The organism is Lelliottia sp. AC1 (assembly GCF_023278595.1).
Lineage (GTDB): Bacteria > Pseudomonadota > Gammaproteobacteria > Enterobacterales > Enterobacteriaceae > Enterobacter > Enterobacter nimipressuralis.
On the sequence record NZ_CP025699.1, the window covers coordinates 788,185 to 807,732 of the forward strand.

At 54.9% G+C, this 19,548-nt stretch carries 17 protein-coding genes; 12 read left to right on the forward strand and 5 right to left on the reverse strand.

What is annotated here, in order from left to right; all coding sequences use genetic code 11:
* Window positions 1–63: 63 nt before the first annotated feature.
* On the forward strand, window positions 64–1,242 hold the full coding sequence (locus C0560_RS03725; RefSeq protein WP_149044992.1) for a sugar efflux transporter: 1,179 nt from the start codon (window positions 64–66) through the stop codon (window positions 1,240–1,242).
* Between the two features lie 32 nt (window positions 1,243–1,274).
* On the opposite strand, the gene leuD is transcribed toward C0560_RS03725, so the two are convergent.
* The 5 genes from leuD to leuL form a co-directional block, all read right to left on the reverse strand.
* Window positions 1,275–1,880: a 3-isopropylmalate dehydratase small subunit gene (gene leuD / locus C0560_RS03730; RefSeq protein ID WP_123429492.1), complete on the reverse strand. Its 606-nt coding sequence runs from the start codon at window positions 1,878–1,880 to the stop codon at window positions 1,275–1,277.
* Window positions 1,881–1,890: 10 nt separating this feature from the next.
* A complete protein-coding gene (gene leuC, locus C0560_RS03735) occupies window positions 1,891–3,291 on the reverse strand; it encodes a 3-isopropylmalate dehydratase large subunit (RefSeq protein ID WP_248859660.1) in 1,401 nt (466 codons plus the stop codon).
* 2 nt (window positions 3,292–3,293) lie between these two features.
* Window positions 3,294–4,385: a 3-isopropylmalate dehydrogenase gene (leuB, locus tag C0560_RS03740; RefSeq protein ID WP_100777637.1), complete on the reverse strand. Its 1,092-nt coding sequence runs from the start codon at window positions 4,383–4,385 to the stop codon at window positions 3,294–3,296.
* Window positions 4,385–5,956, reverse strand: coding sequence for a 2-isopropylmalate synthase (gene leuA, locus C0560_RS03745; RefSeq protein ID WP_100777636.1), 1,572 nt, complete (start codon window positions 5,954–5,956; stop codon window positions 4,385–4,387). The genes leuB and leuA overlap by 1 nt, the downstream gene beginning before the upstream one ends.
* A 90-nt stretch (window positions 5,957–6,046) precedes the next feature.
* The gene (gene leuL, locus C0560_RS20995) at window positions 6,047–6,133 is read right to left on the reverse strand and encodes a leu operon leader peptide (RefSeq protein WP_100777635.1); all 87 of its coding nucleotides are present in this window, start codon (window positions 6,131–6,133) and stop codon (window positions 6,047–6,049) included.
* Between the two features lie 633 nt (window positions 6,134–6,766).
* Here leuL and leuO point away from each other — a divergent pair.
* From leuO to mraY, 11 genes are all read left to right on the forward strand, one after another.
* Window positions 6,767–7,711: a transcriptional regulator LeuO gene (gene leuO / locus C0560_RS03750; protein ID WP_100777634.1), complete on the forward strand. Its 945-nt coding sequence runs from the start codon at window positions 6,767–6,769 to the stop codon at window positions 7,709–7,711.
* Window positions 7,712–8,094: 383 nt separating this feature from the next.
* Window positions 8,095–9,819, forward strand: a complete 1,725-nt coding sequence (gene ilvI, locus C0560_RS03755; protein WP_123429490.1) for an acetolactate synthase 3 large subunit — start codon at window positions 8,095–8,097, stop codon at window positions 9,817–9,819.
* Window positions 9,819–10,310, forward strand: coding sequence for an acetolactate synthase small subunit (gene ilvN, locus C0560_RS03760; RefSeq protein ID WP_181827332.1), 492 nt, complete (start codon window positions 9,819–9,821; stop codon window positions 10,308–10,310). Before ilvI ends, ilvN begins: the two co-directional genes overlap by 1 nt.
* Before the next feature lie 179 nt (window positions 10,311–10,489).
* A complete protein-coding gene (cra, locus tag C0560_RS03765; protein ID WP_100777631.1) occupies window positions 10,490–11,494 on the forward strand; it encodes a catabolite repressor/activator in 1,005 nt (334 codons plus the stop codon).
* A 601-nt stretch (window positions 11,495–12,095) separates the two neighbouring features.
* Window positions 12,096–12,554 carry a division/cell wall cluster transcriptional repressor MraZ gene (gene mraZ, locus C0560_RS03770; protein ID WP_123429489.1) on the forward strand — a complete coding sequence of 153 codons (459 nt, stop codon included), beginning with the start codon at window positions 12,096–12,098 and terminating at the stop codon, window positions 12,552–12,554.
* A 2-nt stretch (window positions 12,555–12,556) separates the two neighbouring features.
* Window positions 12,557–13,498: a 16S rRNA (cytosine(1402)-N(4))-methyltransferase RsmH gene (rsmH, locus tag C0560_RS03775; RefSeq protein WP_100777629.1), complete on the forward strand. Its 942-nt coding sequence runs from the start codon at window positions 12,557–12,559 to the stop codon at window positions 13,496–13,498.
* Window positions 13,495–13,860 carry a cell division protein FtsL gene (gene ftsL, locus C0560_RS03780; RefSeq protein WP_014068894.1) on the forward strand — a complete coding sequence of 122 codons (366 nt, stop codon included), beginning with the start codon at window positions 13,495–13,497 and terminating at the stop codon, window positions 13,858–13,860. The genes rsmH and ftsL overlap by 4 nt, the downstream gene beginning before the upstream one ends.
* A gap of 15 nt (window positions 13,861–13,875) precedes the next feature.
* Window positions 13,876–15,642, forward strand: a complete 1,767-nt coding sequence (locus tag C0560_RS03785; RefSeq protein ID WP_100777628.1) for a peptidoglycan glycosyltransferase FtsI — start codon at window positions 13,876–13,878, stop codon at window positions 15,640–15,642.
* Window positions 15,629–17,116, forward strand: coding sequence for a UDP-N-acetylmuramoyl-L-alanyl-D-glutamate--2,6-diaminopimelate ligase (murE, locus tag C0560_RS03790; RefSeq protein ID WP_248859661.1), 1,488 nt, complete (start codon window positions 15,629–15,631; stop codon window positions 17,114–17,116). The genes C0560_RS03785 and murE overlap by 14 nt, the downstream gene beginning before the upstream one ends.
* A complete protein-coding gene (murF, locus tag C0560_RS03795) occupies window positions 17,113–18,471 on the forward strand; it encodes a UDP-N-acetylmuramoyl-tripeptide--D-alanyl-D-alanine ligase (RefSeq protein ID WP_248859662.1) in 1,359 nt (452 codons plus the stop codon). Before murE ends, murF begins: the two co-directional genes overlap by 4 nt.
* A complete protein-coding gene (gene mraY / locus C0560_RS03800; protein WP_095280770.1) occupies window positions 18,465–19,547 on the forward strand; it encodes a phospho-N-acetylmuramoyl-pentapeptide-transferase in 1,083 nt (360 codons plus the stop codon). Before murF ends, mraY begins: the two co-directional genes overlap by 7 nt.
* The last annotated feature ends 1 nt before the right edge of the window (window position 19,548 follow it).

Consider the following 19,548-nt stretch of genomic DNA (forward strand, 5'->3'; position numbering starts at 1 on the left):
TTTGCTGGCTTTTTTCGTTTACACTGCCTCTCCATTTCGCTCCTCTTTGACAAGGAACTGCGCATGCTCTGGTTGATGACGATGGGCCGCCGCCTGAACGGCGTGTATGCCGCTTTTATGCTGGTGGCCTTTATGATGGGCGTCGCGGGGGCGCTACAGGCGCCGACCCTGAGCCTGTTCCTGAGTCGTGAGGTGGGCGCACAGCCTTTCTGGGTGGGCCTGTTTTACACGGTCAACGCCATTGCCGGGATCCTGGTCAGCCTGTGGCTGGCAAAACGATCCGACAGCCAGGGCGATCGCCGCAAATTAATTCTGTTCTGTTGCGCGATGGCCATCGGCAACGCTTTGCTGTTTGCCTTCAACCGCCACTATCTGACGCTGCTCACCTGCGGGGTGCTGCTGGCCTCGCTCGCCAATACCGCCATGCCGCAGCTTTTTGCGCTCGCCCGTGAGTACGCGGACAGCTCGGCGCGGGAAGTGGTGATGTTCAGCTCGGTGATGCGTGCACAGCTCTCCCTGGCGTGGGTGATCGGCCCGCCGCTGGCCTTTATGCTGGCGCTGAATTACGGCTTTACGGTGATGTTCTCCATTGCGGCCGGGATTTTTGCCATCAGCCTGGCGCTGATCGCCTTTGTGCTGCCGTCGGTCGCCCGGGTGGAGCAGGCGGCGGATACGCCCGTCACCCAGGTGAGCGGCTGGCACAATAAAAACGTGCGCATGCTGTTTATAGCCTCGACGCTGATGTGGACCTGCAACACCATGTATATCATCGATATGCCCCTGTGGATCAGCAGCGATCTGGGGCTGCCGGATAAGCTCGCCGGGATCTTAATGGGCACCGCCGCCGGGCTGGAAATCCCGGCAATGATCCTCGCGGGCTTTTACGTGAAGCGCGTTGGCAAACGCCGGATGATGGTGGTGGCGGTGGCGGCTGGCGTCCTGTTTTACCTGGGATTGATCCTGTTTCACAGTCGCGAAGCGCTGCTGGCGTTGCAGCTGTTTAACGCGATTTTTATCGGCATTGTCGCCGGGATTGGGATGCTGTGGTTCCAGGACCTGATGCCTGGACGGGCGGGCTCAGCCACGACGTTATTCACCAACAGTATTTCGACCGGGGTGATTCTGGCGGGGGTGATTCAGGGGGCGCTGGCGCAAAGCTATGGTCACTTTGCCGTGTATTGGGTGATTGCGGGGATATCGCTGGTGACGCTGGCGCTGACGCTTCGCGTCAAAGAGAGTTAAACAAAAAGGCCCGCTTGCGCGGGCCTTTTTCGTTAGCGCATAAACGCCGGTTGTTTGTTTTCGTAGTCTGCAATGGAGGCTTCGTGCTGCAGGGTTAAACCAATGCTGTCGAGGCCGTTGATCATGCAGTGACGGCGGAAGTCGTCGATTTTAAAGCTGTAAGTTTTGTCACCCGCTTTCACCACCTGCGCTTCCAGATCCACCTCAAACGAAATGCCCGGATTCGCCTTCACCAGCGCGAACAGCTCATCGACCTGTTCGTCGGTCAGCGTCACCGGCAGGAGCTGGTTGTTGAAGCTGTTGCCGTAAAAGATGTCAGCAAAGCTCGGGGCGATCACCACTTTAAAACCGTAGTCCGTCAGCGCCCACGGGGCGTGTTCGCGGGACGAGCCACAGCCAAAGTTTTCGCGGGCTAACAGGATCGATGCGCCTTTAAATTCCGGGAAGTTCAGAACGAACTCGGGATTCGGCTGCTGGCCCTGATCGTCGAGAAAACGCCAGTCGTTGAACAGGTGCGCGCCAAAGCCAGTGCGGGTCACTTTCTGTAAGAACTGCTTGGGAATGATGGCGTCCGTATCAACGTTCGCCGCATCCAGCGGGACAACCAGACCCGTATGTTGGGTAAATTTCTCTGCCATGATTGTCTCCTTATTTCAAACCACGAATATCAGCAAAATGGCCGGTCACAGCGGCAGCCGCTGCCATTGCCGGGCTGACCAGATGGGTACGTCCACCGCGGCCCTGACGGCCTTCAAAGTTACGGTTGCTGGTGGAGGCGCAGCGCTCGCCCGGGTTCAGACGGTCGTTGTTCATGGCCAGACACATGGAGCAGCCCGGTAAGCGCCACTCAAAACCGGCTTCGATAAAGATCTTGTCCAGCCCTTCAGCTTCAGCCTGGGCTTTCACCGGGCCGGAACCTGGCACGACCAGCGCCTGCACCCCGGGCGCGACTTTACGGCCTTTGGCAATTTCTGCCGCTGCACGCAAATCTTCGATGCGAGAGTTGGTGCAGGAGCCGATAAACACTTTGTCGATTGCCACGTCGGTCAGCGGAATGCCCGGTTTCAGGCCCATGTACGCCAGCGCTTTTTCGGCGCTTGCGCGTTCCACCGGATCGGCAAACGAGGCCGGATCGGGAATGTTCTCGTTAACGGAAATCACCTGGCCTGGGTTGGTGCCCCAGGTGACCTGCGGTGCGATATCTTCTGCCTGCAGGGTGACAACGGTATCGAATGTCGCGCCGTCGTCGGTTTGCAGGGTTTTCCAGTATTCCACCGCCTCGTCAAAATCGTTGCCTTTCGGCGCGTGCAGACGGCCTTTCACATAGTTGAAAGTAGTCTCGTCCGGTGCGACCAGACCGGCTTTAGCACCCATCTCGATCGCCATGTTGCACAGGGTCATACGGCCTTCCATGCTCAATGCACGGATAGCATCGCCGCAAAACTCCACCACGTGACCGGTTCCGCCTGCGCTGCCGGTTTTACCGATAATCGCCAGCACGATATCTTTCGCGGTGATACCTGCCGCCGCCTGACCTTTGACTTCGATTTTCATGGTTTTCGCGCGGCCCTGTTTCAGGGTTTGCGTCGCCAGAACGTGCTCGACTTCGGAGGTTCCGATACCAAACGCCAGCGCACCGAACGCGCCGTGCGTGGCGGTATGGGAGTCGCCGCAGACGATGGTCATTCCCGGCAGAGTGATGCCCTGCTCAGGACCCATTACGTGGACGATGCCCTGATACGGGTGGTTCAAATCGTACAGCTCAACGCCGAAGGCGTTGCAGTTCTTAATCAACTCCTGCATCTGGATACGCGCCATCTCGCCCGACGCGTTGATGTCTTTGGTCTGAGTCGACACGTTGTGATCCATCGTGGCGAAGGTTTTACCCGGCTGGCGAACGGGACGATTGTGCGCGCGCAGACCGTCAAAGGCCTGCGGTGACGTCACTTCGTGCACCAGATGACGGTCAATGTACAGCAGCGGGGTTTCGTTTGGTGCCGAGTAGACTACGTGCGCATCAAACAATTTTTCGTATAACGTCTTCGCCATGATTACACCCCTTCAGCGACATAGCGGGCAATGATATCGCCCATTTCATCGGTACTGACGGCCGCCGCGCCGCGCGCTAAATCGCCCGTGCGGATACCTTCTTCTAATGCGCGGTTGATGGCGCTTTCGATTGCATCGGCCGCGTCGTTCGCGTCCAGGCTGTAGCGCAGCAGCAGGGCCAGAGAGAGGATCTGTGCAATCGGGTTAGCGATATTTTTACCGGCGATATCCGGCGCGGAACCGCCCGCAGGCTCATACAGGCCAAAGCCCTCTTCGTTCAGGCTGGCGGAGGGCAACATGCCCATGGAGCCGGTGATCATCGCGCATTCATCGGACAAAATATCGCCGAACAGGTTGGAACACAGCAGCACGTCGAACTGCGACGGGTCTTTGATCAGCTGCATGGTGGCGTTGTCGATGTACATGTGTGCCAGCTCAACGTCCGGGTACTCTTTGGCGATTTCATTGACGATTTCGCGCCACAGAATCGAGGATTGCAGGACATTGGCTTTATCAATAGAGGTCACTTTGTGACGACGTTTGCGCGCAGATTCAAACGCGATGCGGGCAATACGTTCGATTTCAAAGCGGTGATAAACCTCGGTATCGAATGCTTTCTCGTGCTGACCGCTGCCTTCGCGGCCCTTCGGCTGGCCGAAGTAGATCCCGCCGGTTAATTCGCGCACGCACAGAATGTCGAAGCCGTTGGCGGCAATGTCGGCACGCAGCGGGCAAAACTCTTCCAGCCCCTGATACAGTTTCGCCGGACGCAGGTTGCTGAACAGTTTGAAATGCTTACGCAGCGGCAGCAACGCGCCGCGCTCAGGTTGCTCTGCGGGTGGCAGATGTTCCCATTTCGGGCCGCCGACGGAGCCAAACAGGACCGCATCGGCGTTTTCGCAGCCTTCAACGGTAGCTTTCGGCAGCGGGGTGCCGTGGTTATCAATCGCAATACCGCCCACATCGTAGTGGCTGGTGGTGATTTTCATCGCGAAACGGGCGCGGATAGCTTCCAGGACTTTCAGGGCTTGTGTCATCACTTCCGGGCCAATGCCATCGCCCGGCAACACAGCAATATGGTAATTCTTCGACATTACACGGTTTCCTTATTGTTCTCTTTATTCTGAGCTTTGCGTTGTAACTCTTTCTCGACTTCTGCGGCGCGCCAGATGTTGTTCAGGACGTGCACCATGGCTTTGGCTGAGGATTCGACGATATCTGTCGCCAGGCCAACGCCGTGGAAACGACGGCCGTTGTAGGTGACAACAATGTCGACCTGACCCAGCGCATCTTTGCCGTGACCTTTGGCGCTCAAATCGTATTTGACCAGCTCGATGTTGTAGTCGGTGATGCGGTTGATCGCCTGATAAATCGCATCTACCGGGCCGTTACCGTTGGCGGCTTCGGCTTTTACCTCATCGCCGCAGGCCAGTTTGACCGAGGCTGTCGCGATATCGCTGGAGCCGGACTGCACGCTGAAGTAGTCCAGACGGAAGTGCTCTGGCTCTTCCTGCTGTTTATTGATGAAGGCTAACGCTTCCAGGTCGTAGTCGAAGACCTGGCCTTTCTTATCGGCCAGTTTCAGGAACGCGTCGTACAGGTGATCCATGTTGTAGTCGCTTTCCTTGTAACCCATCTCTTCCATACGGTGTTTCACCGCCGCACGGCCAGAGCGGGAGGTCAGATTCAACTGCACCTGATTCAGACCGATGGATTCCGGGGTCATGATTTCGTAGTTTTCGCGGTTCTTCAGCACGCCGTCCTGATGAATACCGGAGGAGTGGGCGAAGGCTCCGGTGCCGACAATCGCTTTGTTCGCCGGGATAGGCATGTTGCAAATCTGGCTGACGGTCTGGCTGGTGCGCCAGATTTCGTTGTGATTAATGCGGGTCTGCACATTCATGATGTCTTTGCGCACTTTGATCGCCATGATCACCTCTTCCAGTGAACAGTTACCGGCACGTTCGCCGATGCCGTTCATGGCGCCTTCCACCTGGCGAGCCCCGGCGTGCACTGCGGCAATGGCGTTGCCCACGGCCAGGCCCAAATCGTCGTGTGTATGGACAGAAATAATGGCTTTATCAATGTTCGGCACGTGTTCATACAGGCCGGTGATGATGTTGGAGAACTCGAACGGCATGGTGTAGCCGACGGTGTCCGGGATGTTGATAGTAGTGGCACCCGCGTTAATCGCGGCTTCTACTACGCGGGCCAGATCGGCAATCGGCGTGCGGCCAGCATCTTCGCAGGAGAATTCGACGTCGTCGGTGTAGTTACGGGCGCGCTTCACCATGTACACCGCGCGTTCGATCACTTCATCCAGGGTGCTACGCAGTTTGGTTGCGATGTGCATCGGGGAGGTGGCAATAAAGGTGTGAATTCGGAAGGCTTCAGCCACTTTCAAGGATTCGGCGGCCACGTCGATATCTTTCTCGACGCAGCGGGCCAGACCACACACGCGGCTGTTTTTGATGGTGCGCGCAATGGTCTGGACGGATTCAAAGTCACCCGGTGAAGAGACCGGGAAGCCCACTTCCATTACGTCGACACCCATACGTTCCAGGGCCAGCGCAATCTGCAGTTTCTCTTTCACACTCAGGCTTGCCTGTAACGCCTGTTCACCGTCACGTAAAGTTGTATCGAAAATAACGACTTGCTGGCTCATGGGTTTGGTCCTTGTCTGTCCTGGGGCGCCTTGCTACGAGCATAAAAAAACCCGCGCAATGGCGCGGGTTTTTTGTTTACCGGAGACGATTCAACGTTGAATTTCGCCCGCCAGCCTACCGCGCACAGTGGATGCGTTTAGTAGTAGTAGGCTGAGGAAACGAACGGTACGAATCATGAATCAGGCTCCAGATGAATGCGTTATGCTTTTAGTGGTACTGGATATGCGGAATCAAGTCAACCCCTGAGGCGAAAAACGCCCGCGATCCATGATAACTGTGGTCCTGGTTCTTTAGCGTATTGTGCTAGGTTTTCCCTACGGCGTTATTTAAATTGTCTAATTTTGGACTTTAAAACCGTTCCGGGAATAAATTTAATATAATTGGTTTCAATTAATTATTTTCTGAAATTTAAAGGGTGTGGTTATTAAAACCATTGAAATCATTGGGTTGGATTCTGTCTGGGTGCGGTAATGGTGAATGAAAATCAAGCAATGATAATGACATGTTAACGGACAGTCGTTGATAGGATGGGTTAGTTTAAGAAAACTTAAATAATTGTTTACCTGTAGGCTTGTTGTTTATTCATTGGATTTATGGTTTCATTCCATTCCTAATGTTTTAGTTATTACTTTTAAATTTTTAACGCTTGAGCTTGTGTATACCTGCACCTGTTATTTGGCGTGAGTGTTTATATATTCCGAATTTTAAACTTTTCTCTTTGTCTGGTTTTATCTGCATGATAAATAATATTTTTAAAAGTTATTATTGCGCCAAGTCAAAGGGAGTTTAGCGTGACAGTGGAGTTAGATATGTTAGAAAAAACAAATGAACGGCCTCACGCCATTGAAGCAAACAGGCCTCAGCTACGTACGGTGGATCTTAACTTATTAACCGTTTTTGATGCTGTTATGCAGGAACAAAATATTACCAGAGCCGCACAGGCGTTGGGAATGTCCCAGCCAGCAGTGAGTAATGCCGTCGCCAGGCTGAAGCTGATGTTTAACGACGAGCTATTCGTGCGATATGGCCGCGGCATCCAGCCTACGGCAAGGGCTTATCAGCTTTTTGCGTCTGTTCGCCAGGCGCTACAACTGGTGCAGAATGAGCTGCCGGGGTCCGGTTTCGAACCTTTAAGCAGCGAGCGCGTTTTTCATCTCTGCGTGTGCAGTCCGCTGGATAATTATCTGACCTCCGTTATCTATAATAAAGTGGAAGAAATAGCCCCAAATATTCATCTCATATTTAAGTCCTCCTTAAACCACAATACTGAACATCAGTTACGCTATCAGGAAACGGAATTTGTTCTGGGTTACGAAGAGTTTCGCCGTCCGGAGTTTTCTTGTGTGCCGCTGTTTAACGATGAAATGGTGTTAGTCGCCAGTAAATCTCACCCGCGCATCAACGGGCCATTACTGGAAAATGATGTTTATAATGAGCAGCACGCGGTTGTGGCACTCGACAGATATGCGTCATTTAGCCAGCCGTGGTATGACACACCGGATAAACAAGCCTGCGTGGCGTATCAGGGGATGGCCATGGTGAGCGTATTAAATATTGTTTCGCAGACTCAACTTGTTGCTATTGCTCCGCGCTGGCTGGCGGAAGAATTCTCTGCCCAGCTTAATCTGCAAATATTATCGCTGCCGCTGAAGCTCAATAGCCGAACGTGTTATCTTTCGTGGCACGAAGCGGCCGGGCGAGATAAAGGCCATCAGTGGATGGAAGAGCTGTTAGTCAGTGTTTGTCGGCGCTAATCCACATCAGGATAAATCGGTGCAATGCATCCGGTTTATCCTGTTATTTTTTTAATGGGTAGTATTTTATTCTGAATTGAATTTTTCCTTTCGCTTTTTTCCATGCAAAAATAGATGAATTACTGATTCCCCGCCTATTTAAGCGATGAACCATCATCACAAAAGTGTATTCCAGTGGAATTCACCATATCTTGTCATAATGCCTGTGTATTCTGCTTTTACGCCTCTTTTCGCGCCTCCGTTTGCTGATTGCCTGCCTCATGGGGAGCGGTTAAGGTGAAGGTCACTCTGCAAAAATGAAAGACAGGGGAAACCCTGGAAAGCAAGACGGCGAGGAAATGAGTTCCTCTGTTCGTCTATAACAAGAAGCCTGGAGGCAAACCATGGAGATGTTGTCTGGCGCCGAAATGGTCGTCCGGTCACTTATCGATCAGGGCGTCAAGCAAGTATTCGGTTATCCCGGAGGCGCAGTCCTCGATATTTACGATGCGTTACACACCGTCGGCGGTATCGATCATGTGCTGGTGCGTCATGAGCAAGCCGCTGTGCATATGGCTGATGGTCTGGCACGTGCCACCGGAGAGGTGGGCGTGGTGCTCGTCACCTCAGGGCCTGGGGCAACCAACGCCATTACCGGCATTGCAACCGCCTACATGGATTCCATCCCACTGGTCATTTTATCCGGACAGGTTGCCACCTCGCTGATTGGTTACGACGCCTTTCAGGAGTGCGACATGGTGGGGATCTCCCGCCCGGTGGTGAAGCACAGCTTCCTGGTCAAACAAACGGAAGACATTCCAGGGGTGCTGAAAAAAGCCTTCTGGCTGGCGGCCAGTGGACGTCCTGGTCCTGTGGTAGTTGATTTACCAAAAGATATTTTGAATCCGGCCAATAAACTGCCTTACGTCTGGCCCGACTCCGTGAGCATGCGCTCCTATAATCCAACGACCCAGGGGCATAAAGGCCAAATCAAACGTGCGCTGCAAACGCTGATTGCGGCGAAAAAACCGGTGGTCTATGTCGGCGGTGGTGCTGTGAATGCCCACTGTCACACGCAGCTGCGCGAATTAATCGAAAAATTAAACTTGCCTGTGGCTTCATCGTTGATGGGGCTGGGTGCTTTTCCGGCCACGCATCGTCAGGCGCTGGGTATGTTGGGTATGCATGGCACCTATGAAGCCAATATGACCATGCATAATTCCGATGTGATTTTTGCCGTCGGCGTGCGCTTTGACGATCGCACCACCAACAATCTGGCGAAATACTGTCCGAATGCGACGGTGCTGCACATTGATATCGACCCGACCTCTATTTCCAAAACGGTGCCTGCCGATGTGCCGATTGTCGGCGATGCGCTGCAGGTGCTGGAACAGATGCTGGATCTGCTGGCGCAAGAGCCTGCCGCGCAGCCGCTGGATGATATTCGCGACTGGTGGCAGCAGATTGAGCAGTGGCGTGGGCGTCAATGCCTGAAATATGACACGCAAAGCGAACACATTAAGCCGCAGGCGGTGATCGAAACGATCTGGCGACTGACAAAAGGGGATGCCTACGTCACCTCGGATGTGGGCCAGCATCAGATGTTTGCCGCCCTCTACTACCCGTTTGATAAACCGCGCCACTGGATAAACTCCGGTGGTCTGGGCACCATGGGGTTTGGTCTGCCTGCTGCATTAGGCGTCAAACTCGCGCTCCCGGATGAGATCGTCGTGTGCGTGACCGGTGATGGCAGTATCCAGATGAATATTCAGGAGCTTTCTACCGCCTTGCAGTACGATCTCCCGGTACTGGTCCTGAATCTTAATAACGGCTACCTGGGCATGGTCAAGCAGTGGCAGGACATGATCTATTCCGGTCGTCACTCCCAGTCCTACATGAAATCGCTGCCGGACTTTGTTCGCGTGGCGGAAGCCTATGGCCACGTCGGCATGCGTGTCAGCGATCCGAATGAACTGGAAGCGAAGCTCGGCGAAGCGCTGGAGCACGTCAGGAACAACCGCCTGGTCTTTGTGGATGTGATCGTCGATGGGACGGAGCACGTCTACCCGATGCATATTCGCGGCGGCGGTATGGATGAAATGTGGTTGAGCAAAACGGAGAGAACCTGATGCGCCGGATATTATCTGTTCTTCTGGAAAACGAATCGGGCGCGTTATCGCGCGTCATTGGGCTTTTCGCCCAGCGCGGTTACAACATTGAAAGCCTGACCGTGGCACCGACGGACGATCCGACGCTGTCGCGGATGACCATTCAGACCGTTGGTGATGCGAAAGTCCTTGAGCAAATTGAAAAGCAGCTGCATAAATTAGTGGATGTGCTGCGAGTGAGTGAATTAGGGCAGGGGGCGTACGTTGAGCGCGAAGTGATGTTGGTCAAAATTCAGGCCAGCGGATACGGACGCGAGGAGGTCAAACGCAACGCGGATATTTTCCGTGGGCAGATCATCGACGTGACGCCTTCTATCTATACTGTTCAGCTTGCGGGAACCAGCGATAAACTCGATGCGTTTCTGGCCACCGTGCGTGATGTCGCCAAAATTGTTGAGGTGGCGCGCTCGGGTGTCGTGGGCTTGTCTCGCGGCGATAAAATTATGCGTTAGTCGTCAAAAAAGTTCGCCTCTTTCGACCCGGTCTGCAAAGCCGGGTTTTTTTTGCCTAAACGGACCCTAAGGAAGAGAAAAGCGGTTGCCGCAACGACTATTCTGCGTTTAGATGTTAAAAGATATAACCATAAACCTGACAAGGCCATGGACTCTTTTATTTCGTTTAAGGGGCAATTGTGAAACTGGATGAAATCGCCCGGCTAGCCGGCGTGTCACGAACTACGGCGAGCTATGTGATTAACGGTAAAGCAAAGCAGTACCGTGTTAGCGACAAAACCGTTGAAAAAGTCATGGCGGTGGTACGTGAGCATAACTACCATCCGAATGCTGTTGCGGCCGGGCTACGTGCCGGGCGCACCCGATCTATTGGTCTGGTTATTCCGGATCTGGAAAACACCAGCTACACCCGTATTGCGAACTACCTCGAACGTCAGGCGCGCCAGCGTGGCTATCAGCTGCTGATCGCCTGCTCGGAAGATCAGCCCGATAACGAGATGCGCTGCATTGAGCATCTGCTCCAGCGTCAGGTCGACGCGATCATTGTTTCCACCTCTCTGCCACCAGAGCACCCTTTCTATCAGCGCTGGGCGAATGGCTCGTTCCCGATCGTCGCGCTGGATCGTGCGCTGGATCGCGAGCACTTCACCAGCGTCGTGGGCGCCGATCAGGATGATGCCGAGATGCTGGCCGCCGAGCTGCGTACCTTCCCGGCAGAAACCGTGCTCTACCTTGGCGCGCTGCCGGAGCTGTCCGTCAGCTTCCTGCGCGAGCAGGGGTTCCGTACTGCCTGGAAAGACGATCCGCGTGAAGTGCACTATCTCTACGCTAACAGCTACGAGCGCGAAGCCGCGGCGCAGCTGTTTGAGAAATGGCTGGAGACGCACCCGATGCCGCAGGCGCTGTTTACCACCTCTTTCGCGCTGTTACAGGGCGTGATGGACGTGACGCTTCGCCGCGAAGGGAAACTCCCTTCTGAGCTGGCTATTGCGACCTTTGGGGATAACGAACTGCTCGATTTCCTGCAGTGTCCGGTGCTGGCCGTAGCCCAGCGTCATCGTGACGTGGCTGAGCGCGTACTGGAGATTGTGCTGGCGAGTCTGGATGAACCGCGCAAGCCAAAACCGGGGCTGACGCGTATCAAACGTAATCTCTATCGACGCGGTGTATTGAATCGTCGTTAATTATCATTTTAGGGCAGGTCAACTGCCCTGATTGTTTCTCATTATCACGGCAAATAATATCCGGACTAAAATTAGGATAATTCTCTAAGATTCATAGCCTGCTATTCTTATTAATTCATATCGCATTCATCGGAGGCTTTTTAAGGTTATTTCGGCAACAGTAAGCGCTCTTTTTTGTATTGTTTTGTTACAAAGCCTCTTCTCATGCTGAATTATCAGCCATTTTTTCTTCTTTGATGCCCACCTGCGTGCCAGGTCTTGTGTATTCACGCTTCTCCGGTGAATCTGGCGCTGTTATCCCCGTGCGTAATGTCTTAAAATGCCGCCCGCGTCGCAAACTGACACTTTATATTTGCCCGTGGTGGTATGGAGTGATTTTTAACATTCGAATGCATATCTGTTTTTTTTCTTACAAATATTCATGACGTTAATTTTGCCTCGCCAGTTGTGCAGTAATTAATCAAGTTGGGTTATGTCCGTAAATAGGGGGCTTTCCGTCCTGTATCGCGGTAGTCCTGGCTTGACAAGCTTTTCCTTCGCTCCGTAAACTCCTTTATGTGGGAATTTGTGGGTTAAAGTGGTGATAAGGGGTGAGGCTGGCATGTTCCGTGGGGCGGCGTTGGTCAATCTCGACAGCAAAGGGCGTTTATCGGTACCAACCCGATATCGCGATCAGCTGATCGAAAGCGCGTCTGGTCAAATGGTTTGCACCATTGACATCAACCACCCCTGCCTGCTGCTTTACACCTTGCCCGAATGGGAAATTATTGAGCAAAAGCTGTCGCGACTGTCGAGCATGAATCCGCAGGAACGCCGCGTACAGCGGTTGTTATTGGGACATGCCAGTGAATGTCAGATGGATAACGCAGGGCGATTATTGATAGCGCCTGTGTTGCGCCAGCATGCGGGTCTGACAAAAGAAGTGATGCTGGTCGGGCAGTTCAACAAGTTTGAACTGTGGGATGAAACGACCTGGTATCAACAGGTCAAGGAAGATATCGACGCTGAGCAGTCTGATTCCGCAGTGTTGTCGGATCGATTGCAGGACTTGTCTCTATAAATATGATGGAAAATTATAAACATACAACGGTGCTACTGGATGAGGCTGTTAACGGCCTGAATATTCGTCCTGATGGCATCTATATCGATGGAACCTTTGGTCGCGGTGGTCACTCGCGTCTGATCCTCTCCCAACTGGGAGCGGAAGGCCGCTTACTGGCAATCGATCGCGATCCGCAGGCAATTGCCGTGGCGAAGACCATCGATGATCCACGCTTTTCCATCGTCCATGGACCTTTCTCTGCGCTGGCGGACTATGTCGCCGAGCGCGGCCTGACGGGTAAGATCGACGGCATTCTTCTCGATCTTGGCGTCTCTTCACCACAGCTTGATGATGCAGAACGCGGTTTTTCCTTTATGCGTGACGGGCCGCTGGATATGCGTATGGACCCGACTCGCGGTCAGTCTGCGGCGGAATGGCTGCAAACGGCCGACGAAGCTGACATCGCCTGGGTGATTAAAACCTTCGGCGAAGAGCGTTTCGGCAAGCGTATCGCGCGCGGCATCGTGGAGCGTAACCGCATCGAGCCGATGACGCGTACCAAAGAGCTGGCAGAAGTTGTGACCGCGGCAACGCCGGTCAAAGACAAATTCAAACATCCCGCGACCCGTACCTTCCAGGCGGTGCGCATCTGGGTAAACAGTGAACTGGAGGAGATAGAGCAGGCGCTAAAAAGCTCGCTCGGCGTGCTGGCCCCAGGTGGGCGGCTATCCATCATCAGCTTCCACTCGCTGGAAGACCGTATTGTGAAGCGCTTTATGCGTGAACAAAGCCGCGGTCCTCAGGTGCCCGCTGGACTGCCGATGACGGAAGAGCAACTCAGGAAGCTGGGTGGCCGTCAGTTGCGAGTAGTAGGCAAGTTGATGCCGGGCGAAGAAGAGGTGGCAGAGAATCCACGTGCCCGTAGTTCAGTGCTGCGCATTGCAGAGAGGACGAACGCATGATCAGCAGAGTGACAGAGACCTTAAGCAAGGTTAAAGGATCGTTAGGAAGCAACGAGCGCCATGCCTTGCCTGGCGTGATCGGCGACGATCTCTTGCGGTTTGGGAAGCTGCCACTCTGCCTGTTCATTTGCATCATTGTAACGGCTGTGACGGTGGTGACCACCGCGCACCATACCCGTTTATTGACCGCGCAACGCGAGCAGATGGTGCTGGAACGCGATGCGCTGGATATCGAATGGCGAAACCTGATTCTTGAAGAAAACGCGCTCGGCGATCACAGCCGGGTTGAACGGATCGCAACGGAAAAGCTGCAGCTGCAGCATGTTGATCCTTCGCAGGAAAATATTGTAGTACAAAAATAAGGGAACACGCGACGCATGAGAGCAGCGGCGAAAACGCAAAAACCGAAACGTCAGGAAGAACAGGCCAACTTTGTGAGTTGGCGTTTTGCGTTGCTTTGTGGCTGTATTTTACTGGCGCTGGTGTTCCTGCTGGGCCGTGCGGCGTGGTTGCAGATCATTGCACCGGACATGCTGGTGCGTCAGGGCGACATGCGATCCCTGCGCGTGCAGGAGGTCTCCACTTCTCGCGGGCTGATCACTGACCGTTCTGGTCGCCCGCTGGCGGTGAGTGTGCCGGTGAAAGCGATCTGGGCCGATCCGAAAGAGCTGCATGACGCCGGGGGCGTGACCCTCGATAATCGCTGGAAGGCGCTGGCCGATGCGCTGAAAATGCCGCTCGATCAGATGGCGGCCCGCGTTAACGCAAACCCGAAAGGGCGCTTTATCTATCTGGCGCGTCAGGTGAACCCTGATATGGCCGATTACATCAAAAAACTGAAACTGCCGGGCATCCATCTGCGTGAAGAATCACGCCGTTATTACCCGTCGGGAGAAGTGACCGCTCACCTCATTGGCTTCACCAACGTTGATAGCCAGGGGATCGAAGGGGTCGAAAAAAGCTTTGATAAATGGCTAACGGGTCAGCCGGGTGAGCGCGTCGTGCGTAAAGATCGCTATGGCCGCGTGATTGAGGATATCTCCTCAACCGACAGCCAGGCCGCGCACAACCTGGCCCTGAGTATCGATGAACGCCTGCAGGCGCTGGTTTACCGCGAGCTGAACAACGCCGTGGCGTTCAACAAAGCCGAATCCGGCAGCGCCGTGCTGGTGGATGTCAGCACCGGTGAAGTGCTGGCGATGGCCAACAGCCCGTCCTATAACCCAAATAACCTGACGGGGACGCAAAAAGATGTGATGCGTAACCGTACCATCACTGACGTCTTCGAGCCTGGTTCGACCGTCAAACCGATGGTGGTGATGACTGCGCTTCAGCGTGGCATCGTCAACGAAAATACCGTTCTGAATACGATCCCTTACCGAATTAACGGTCACGAAATCAAAGACGTGGCGCGTTACAGCGAATTGACCCTGACCGGGGTTTTGCAGAAGTCGAGTAACGTCGGTGTTTCAAAGCTGGCGTTAGCGATGCCGTCCTCAGCGTTAGTAGAGACTTACTCACGTTTTGGGCTAGGAAAGGCGACCAATTTGGGGTTGGTCGGAGAACGCAGTGGCTTATATCCTCAAAAACAACGGTGGTCTGACATAGAGAGGGCCACCTTCTCTTTCGGCTACGGGCTAATGGTAACGCCGTTACAGTTAGCGCGAGTCTACGCAACGATTGGCAGCTACGGGGTCTATCGCCCGCTGTCGATTACCAAAGTTGATCCACCGGTTCCCGGCGAGCGTATCTTCCCGGAAGCCACCGTGCGTACCGTCGTGCACATGATGGAGAGCGTCGCCCTGCCAGGCGGCGGTGGCGTAAAAGCCGCCATCAAGGGCTATCGCATCGCGATTAAAACCGGTACCGCGAAAAAAGTGGGGCCGGACGGCCGCTACATCAACAAATACATTGCTTACACCGCAGGCGTCGCGCCTGCCAGCAATCCGCGTTTTGCGCTGGTGGTCGTCATTAACGATCCACAGGCGGGTAAATACTACGGCGGCGCCGTCTCCGCGCCAGTGTTCGGTGCCATCATGGGCGGTGTGTTACGCACCATGAACATCGAGCCTGATGCGCTGGCCACGGGCGATAAAAATGAATTTGTAACTAATCAAGGCGAGGGAACAGGTGGCAGATCGTAATTTGCGCGACCTTCTTGCTCCGTGGGTGCAAACGCTGCCCGCGCGAGAACTGCGGGAGATGGTACTCGACAGCCGTATGGCTGCGTCGGGCGATCTTTTTGTAGCAGTAGTCGGTCATCAGGCGGACGGGCGTCGGTATATCCCGCAGGCGATAGCGCAAGGTGTAGCTGCCATTATTGCTGAGGCAAAAGATGAGGCAACCGACGGCGAAGTCCGTGAAATGCACGGCGTACCGGTCATCTATCTCAGCCAGTTAAATGAGCGTCTCTCGGCCCTTGCGGGACGTTTTTATGATGAGCCGTCCGATCGGCTGCGTCTGGTTGGCGTCACGGGCACCAACGGTAAAACCACCACCACGCAGCTGATGGCGCAGTGGGCCGAGCTGCTGGGTGAAACCAGTGCAGTGATGGGTACCGTCGGCAACGGTCTGTTGGGAAAAGTGAACCCGACGGAAAACACCACCGGTTCTGCGGTAGACGTGCAGCATGTACTTGCCGGTCTGGCAGGGCAGGGCGCGACCTTCGCTGCGATGGAAGTCTCTTCTCACGGTCTGGTCCAGCACCGCGTGGCCGCCCTGAAATTTGCGGCATCGGTCTTTACCAACCTGAGCCGCGATCACCTCGATTATCACGGCGACATGGAAAGCTACGAAGCCGCGAAATGGCTGCTTTATTCCACGCACCACTGCGGTCAGGCGATTGTTAACGCTGACGATGAAGTGGGCCGCCGCTGGCTGGCTAAGCTGCCGGATGCGGTTGCTGTGTCGATGGAAGACCACATTAATCCGAACTGTCATGGCCGCTGGCTGGAAGCGACGGACGTGAAGTATCACGATAGCGGCGCAACCATTCGCTTTGACTCAACCTGGGGCGAAGGCGAAATCGAAAGCCGCCTGATGGGTGCGTTTAACGTCAGCAATCTGCTGCTGGCGCTGGCGACGCTGCTGGCGCTGGGTTATCCGCTGGCCGATCTGCTGAAAACCGCCGTGCGTCTGCAACCCGTTTGTGGCCGCATGGAAGTGTTTAGCGCACCGGGCAAACCAACGGTTGTCGTCGATTACGCTCACACCCCGGATGCGCTGGAAAAAGCGCTGCAGGCGGCCCGTCTGCACTGCACCGGTAAACTGTGGTGCGTGTTTGGCTGTGGTGGCGATCGAGACAAAGGTAAGCGCCCACTGATGGGGGCAATTGCCGAGCAGTTCGCGGATATTCCTGTTGTGACAGATGACAACCCGCGTACCGAAGAGCCGCGCGCGATTATCAACGATATTCTCGCGGGTATGCTCGATGCCGGGCGTGCACGTGTGATGGAAGGCCGTGCTGAAGCGGTGACGAATACCATCATGCAGGCTAAAGAGAACGACGTCGTGCTGCTGGCCGGTAAAGGCCACGAAGATTACCAGATCGTCGGCGCACGTCGCCTGGATTACTCGGATCGCGTCACAGCGGCACGCCTGCTGGGAGTGGTGGCATGATTAGCTTAACGCTAAGCCAGGCCGCTTCTTTACTCAAGGGCGAGCTACTTGGCCAGGATCTGACTATTGATGCCGTAACTACCGACACCCGCAAAATCACTGCGGGCTGTCTGTTTGTGGCGCTGAAAGGCGAGCGCTTCGACGCCCATGATTTTGCCGATCAGGCGAAAGAAAACGGGGCCGGCGCGCTGCTGGTTAGCCGTAAGCTGGATATCGACCTGCCGCAGATTGTGGTGAAAGACACCCGTCTGGCGTTTGGCGAGCTGGCGGCCTGGGTGCGTCAGCAGGTTCCGGCACGTGTTGTGGCACTGACCGGCTCTTCCGGTAAAACCTCCGTAAAAGAGATGACGGCGGCCATTCTGAGCCAGTGCGGCAACACGCTCTATACCGCAGGCAATTTGAACAATGATATCGGCGTACCGATGACGCTCCTGCGTCTGACGAAAGAATACGATTACGCCGTGATTGAATTAGGCGCCAACCACCAGGGCGAAATTGCCTGGACCGTCAGCCTGACACGTCCTGAAGCGGCGTTAGTGAATAACCTCGCCGCCGCACATCTTGAAGGCTTTGGCTCGCTGGAAGGCGTCGCAAAAGCCAAAGGTGAGATCTACACCGGCCTGCCGAAAGACGGCATCGCCATTATGAATGCCGATAACAACGACTGGCTGAACTGGAAAAGCGTGATTGGTTCTCGCAAAACGTGGCGTTTCTCGCCAAATGCGGCCAACAGCGATTTCACCGCGACCAACATCCACGTGACCTCTCACGGGACCGAATTTACGCTGCAGACCCCGACGGGTGGCGTGGACGTTTTACTGCCACTGCCTGGACGCCACAACATCGCTAACGCACTGGCGGCTGCCGCGCTGTCGATGGCGGTGGGTGCCACGCATGAGGCGATCAAAGCCGGTCTTGCGAATCTGAAAGCGGTGCCGGGGCGTCTGTTCCCGGTTCAGCTCGCAGAAAACAAACTGCTGCTGGATGACTCCTACAACGCTAACGTCGGTTCCATGACTGCCGCTGTGCAGGTGTTGGCAGAAATGCCGGGCTACCGCGTGATGGTGGTGGGCGACATGGCTGAGCTTGGTGTTGAGAGCGAAGCCTGTCACATCCAGGTCGGTGAAGCGGCAAAAGCGTCTGGCATCGATCGGGTGTTGAGCGCCGGGACGCTGAGCCAGGCAATTAGCCAGGCGAGCGGTGTCGGTGAGCATTTCGCAGAAAAAACAGCGCTGATTGAGCGCCTTAAAACGCTTGTTAAAGAACACCAAATTGTGACGGTTTTAGTGAAAGGTTCACGTAGTGCCGCCATGGAAGAGGTCGTGCACGCATTACAGGAGAACGGAACATGTTAGTTTGGCTGGCCGAACATTTGGTCAAATATTATTCAGGCTTTAACGTCTTTTCCTATCTGACGTTTCGCGCCATCGTCAGCCTGCTGACCGCGCTGTTCATCTCTTTGTGGATGGGCCCGCGCATGATCGCCCGTCTGCAAAAACTCTCCTTTGGCCAGGTCGTGCGTAACGACGGCCCGGAATCGCACTTCAGCAAACGCGGCACGCCGACTATGGGGGGGATCATGATCCTCACCGCCATTGTCGTTTCTGTTCTGCTGTGGGCTTACCCGTCAAACCCTTACGTCTGGTGCGTGCTGACCGTTCTTATCGGCTACGGCATTATCGGTTTTGTCGATGACTATCGCAAAGTAGTGCGCAAAGACACCAAGGGCCTGATTGCCCGCTGGAAATATTTCTGGATGTCGGTCATTGCCCTCGGCGTGGCATTTGCGCTCTATCTGGCAGGGAAAGACACGCCGGCGACCGAGCTGGTGGTGCCGTTCTTTAAAGATGTGATGCCGCAGCTGGGCCTGTTCTACATCCTGTTGGCCTACTTCGTGATTGTCGGAACGGGTAACGCCGTTAACCTGACCGACGGTCTTGATGGCCTGGCGATTATGCCAACCGTGTTTGTCGCCGGTGGTTTTGCGCTGGTGGCATGGGCGAGCGGTAACATGAACTTTGCCAGCTACCTGCACATTCCTTATCTGCGTCACGCCGGTGAGCTGGTGATTGTCTGCACGGCAATTGTCGGCGCAGGCCTCGGTTTCTTATGGTTCAACACCTATCCGGCGCAGGTCTTTATGGGCGACGTCGGTTCGCTGGCCCTGGGCGGCGCGCTCGGCATTATCGCCGTACTGCTGCGTCAGGAGTTCCTGCTGGTGATTATGGGCGGCGTGTTTGTGGTTGAAACCCTCTCGGTAATTTTGCAGGTCGGCTCCTTCAAGCTGCGCGGTCAGCGCATCTTCCGTATGGCGCCGATTCACCACCACTATGAACTGAAAGGCTGGCCGGAACCGCGCGTGATTGTGCGCTTCTGGATTATTTCGCTGATGCTGGTCCTGATTGGCCTGGCCACGCTGAAGGTACGTTAAT

What these genes read in the sequence shown, in the direction of transcription:
- C0560_RS03725 (WP_149044992.1), top strand. Translation starts at nt 64, where the DNA reads ATGCTCTGGTTGATGACGATGGGCCGCCGCCTGAACGGCGTGTATGCC.
- leuD (WP_123429492.1), bottom strand. Translation starts at nt 1,880, where the DNA reads ATGGCAGAGAAATTTACCCAACATACGGGTCTGGTTGTCCCGCTGGAT.
- leuC (WP_248859660.1), bottom strand. Translation starts at nt 3,291, where the DNA reads ATGGCGAAGACGTTATACGAAAAATTGTTTGATGCGCACGTAGTCTAC.
- leuB (WP_100777637.1), bottom strand. Translation starts at nt 4,385, where the DNA reads ATGTCGAAGAATTACCATATTGCTGTGTTGCCGGGCGATGGCATTGGC.
- leuA (WP_100777636.1), bottom strand. Translation starts at nt 5,956, where the DNA reads ATGAGCCAGCAAGTCGTTATTTTCGATACAACTTTACGTGACGGTGAA.
- leuL (WP_100777635.1), bottom strand. Translation starts at nt 6,133, where the DNA reads ATGATTCGTACCGTTCGTTTCCTCAGCCTACTACTACTAAACGCATCC.
- leuO (WP_100777634.1), top strand. Translation starts at nt 6,767, where the DNA reads ATGTTAGAAAAAACAAATGAACGGCCTCACGCCATTGAAGCAAACAGG.
- ilvI (WP_123429490.1), top strand. Translation starts at nt 8,095, where the DNA reads ATGGAGATGTTGTCTGGCGCCGAAATGGTCGTCCGGTCACTTATCGAT.
- ilvN (WP_181827332.1), top strand. Translation starts at nt 9,819, where the DNA reads ATGCGCCGGATATTATCTGTTCTTCTGGAAAACGAATCGGGCGCGTTA.
- mraZ (WP_123429489.1), top strand. Translation starts at nt 12,096, where the DNA reads ATGTTCCGTGGGGCGGCGTTGGTCAATCTCGACAGCAAAGGGCGTTTA.
- rsmH (WP_100777629.1), top strand. Translation starts at nt 12,557, where the DNA reads ATGATGGAAAATTATAAACATACAACGGTGCTACTGGATGAGGCTGTT.
- ftsL (WP_014068894.1), top strand. Translation starts at nt 13,495, where the DNA reads ATGATCAGCAGAGTGACAGAGACCTTAAGCAAGGTTAAAGGATCGTTA.
- C0560_RS03785 (WP_100777628.1), top strand. Translation starts at nt 13,876, where the DNA reads ATGAGAGCAGCGGCGAAAACGCAAAAACCGAAACGTCAGGAAGAACAG.
- murF (WP_248859662.1), top strand. Translation starts at nt 17,113, where the DNA reads ATGATTAGCTTAACGCTAAGCCAGGCCGCTTCTTTACTCAAGGGCGAG.
- mraY (WP_095280770.1), top strand. Translation starts at nt 18,465, where the DNA reads ATGTTAGTTTGGCTGGCCGAACATTTGGTCAAATATTATTCAGGCTTT.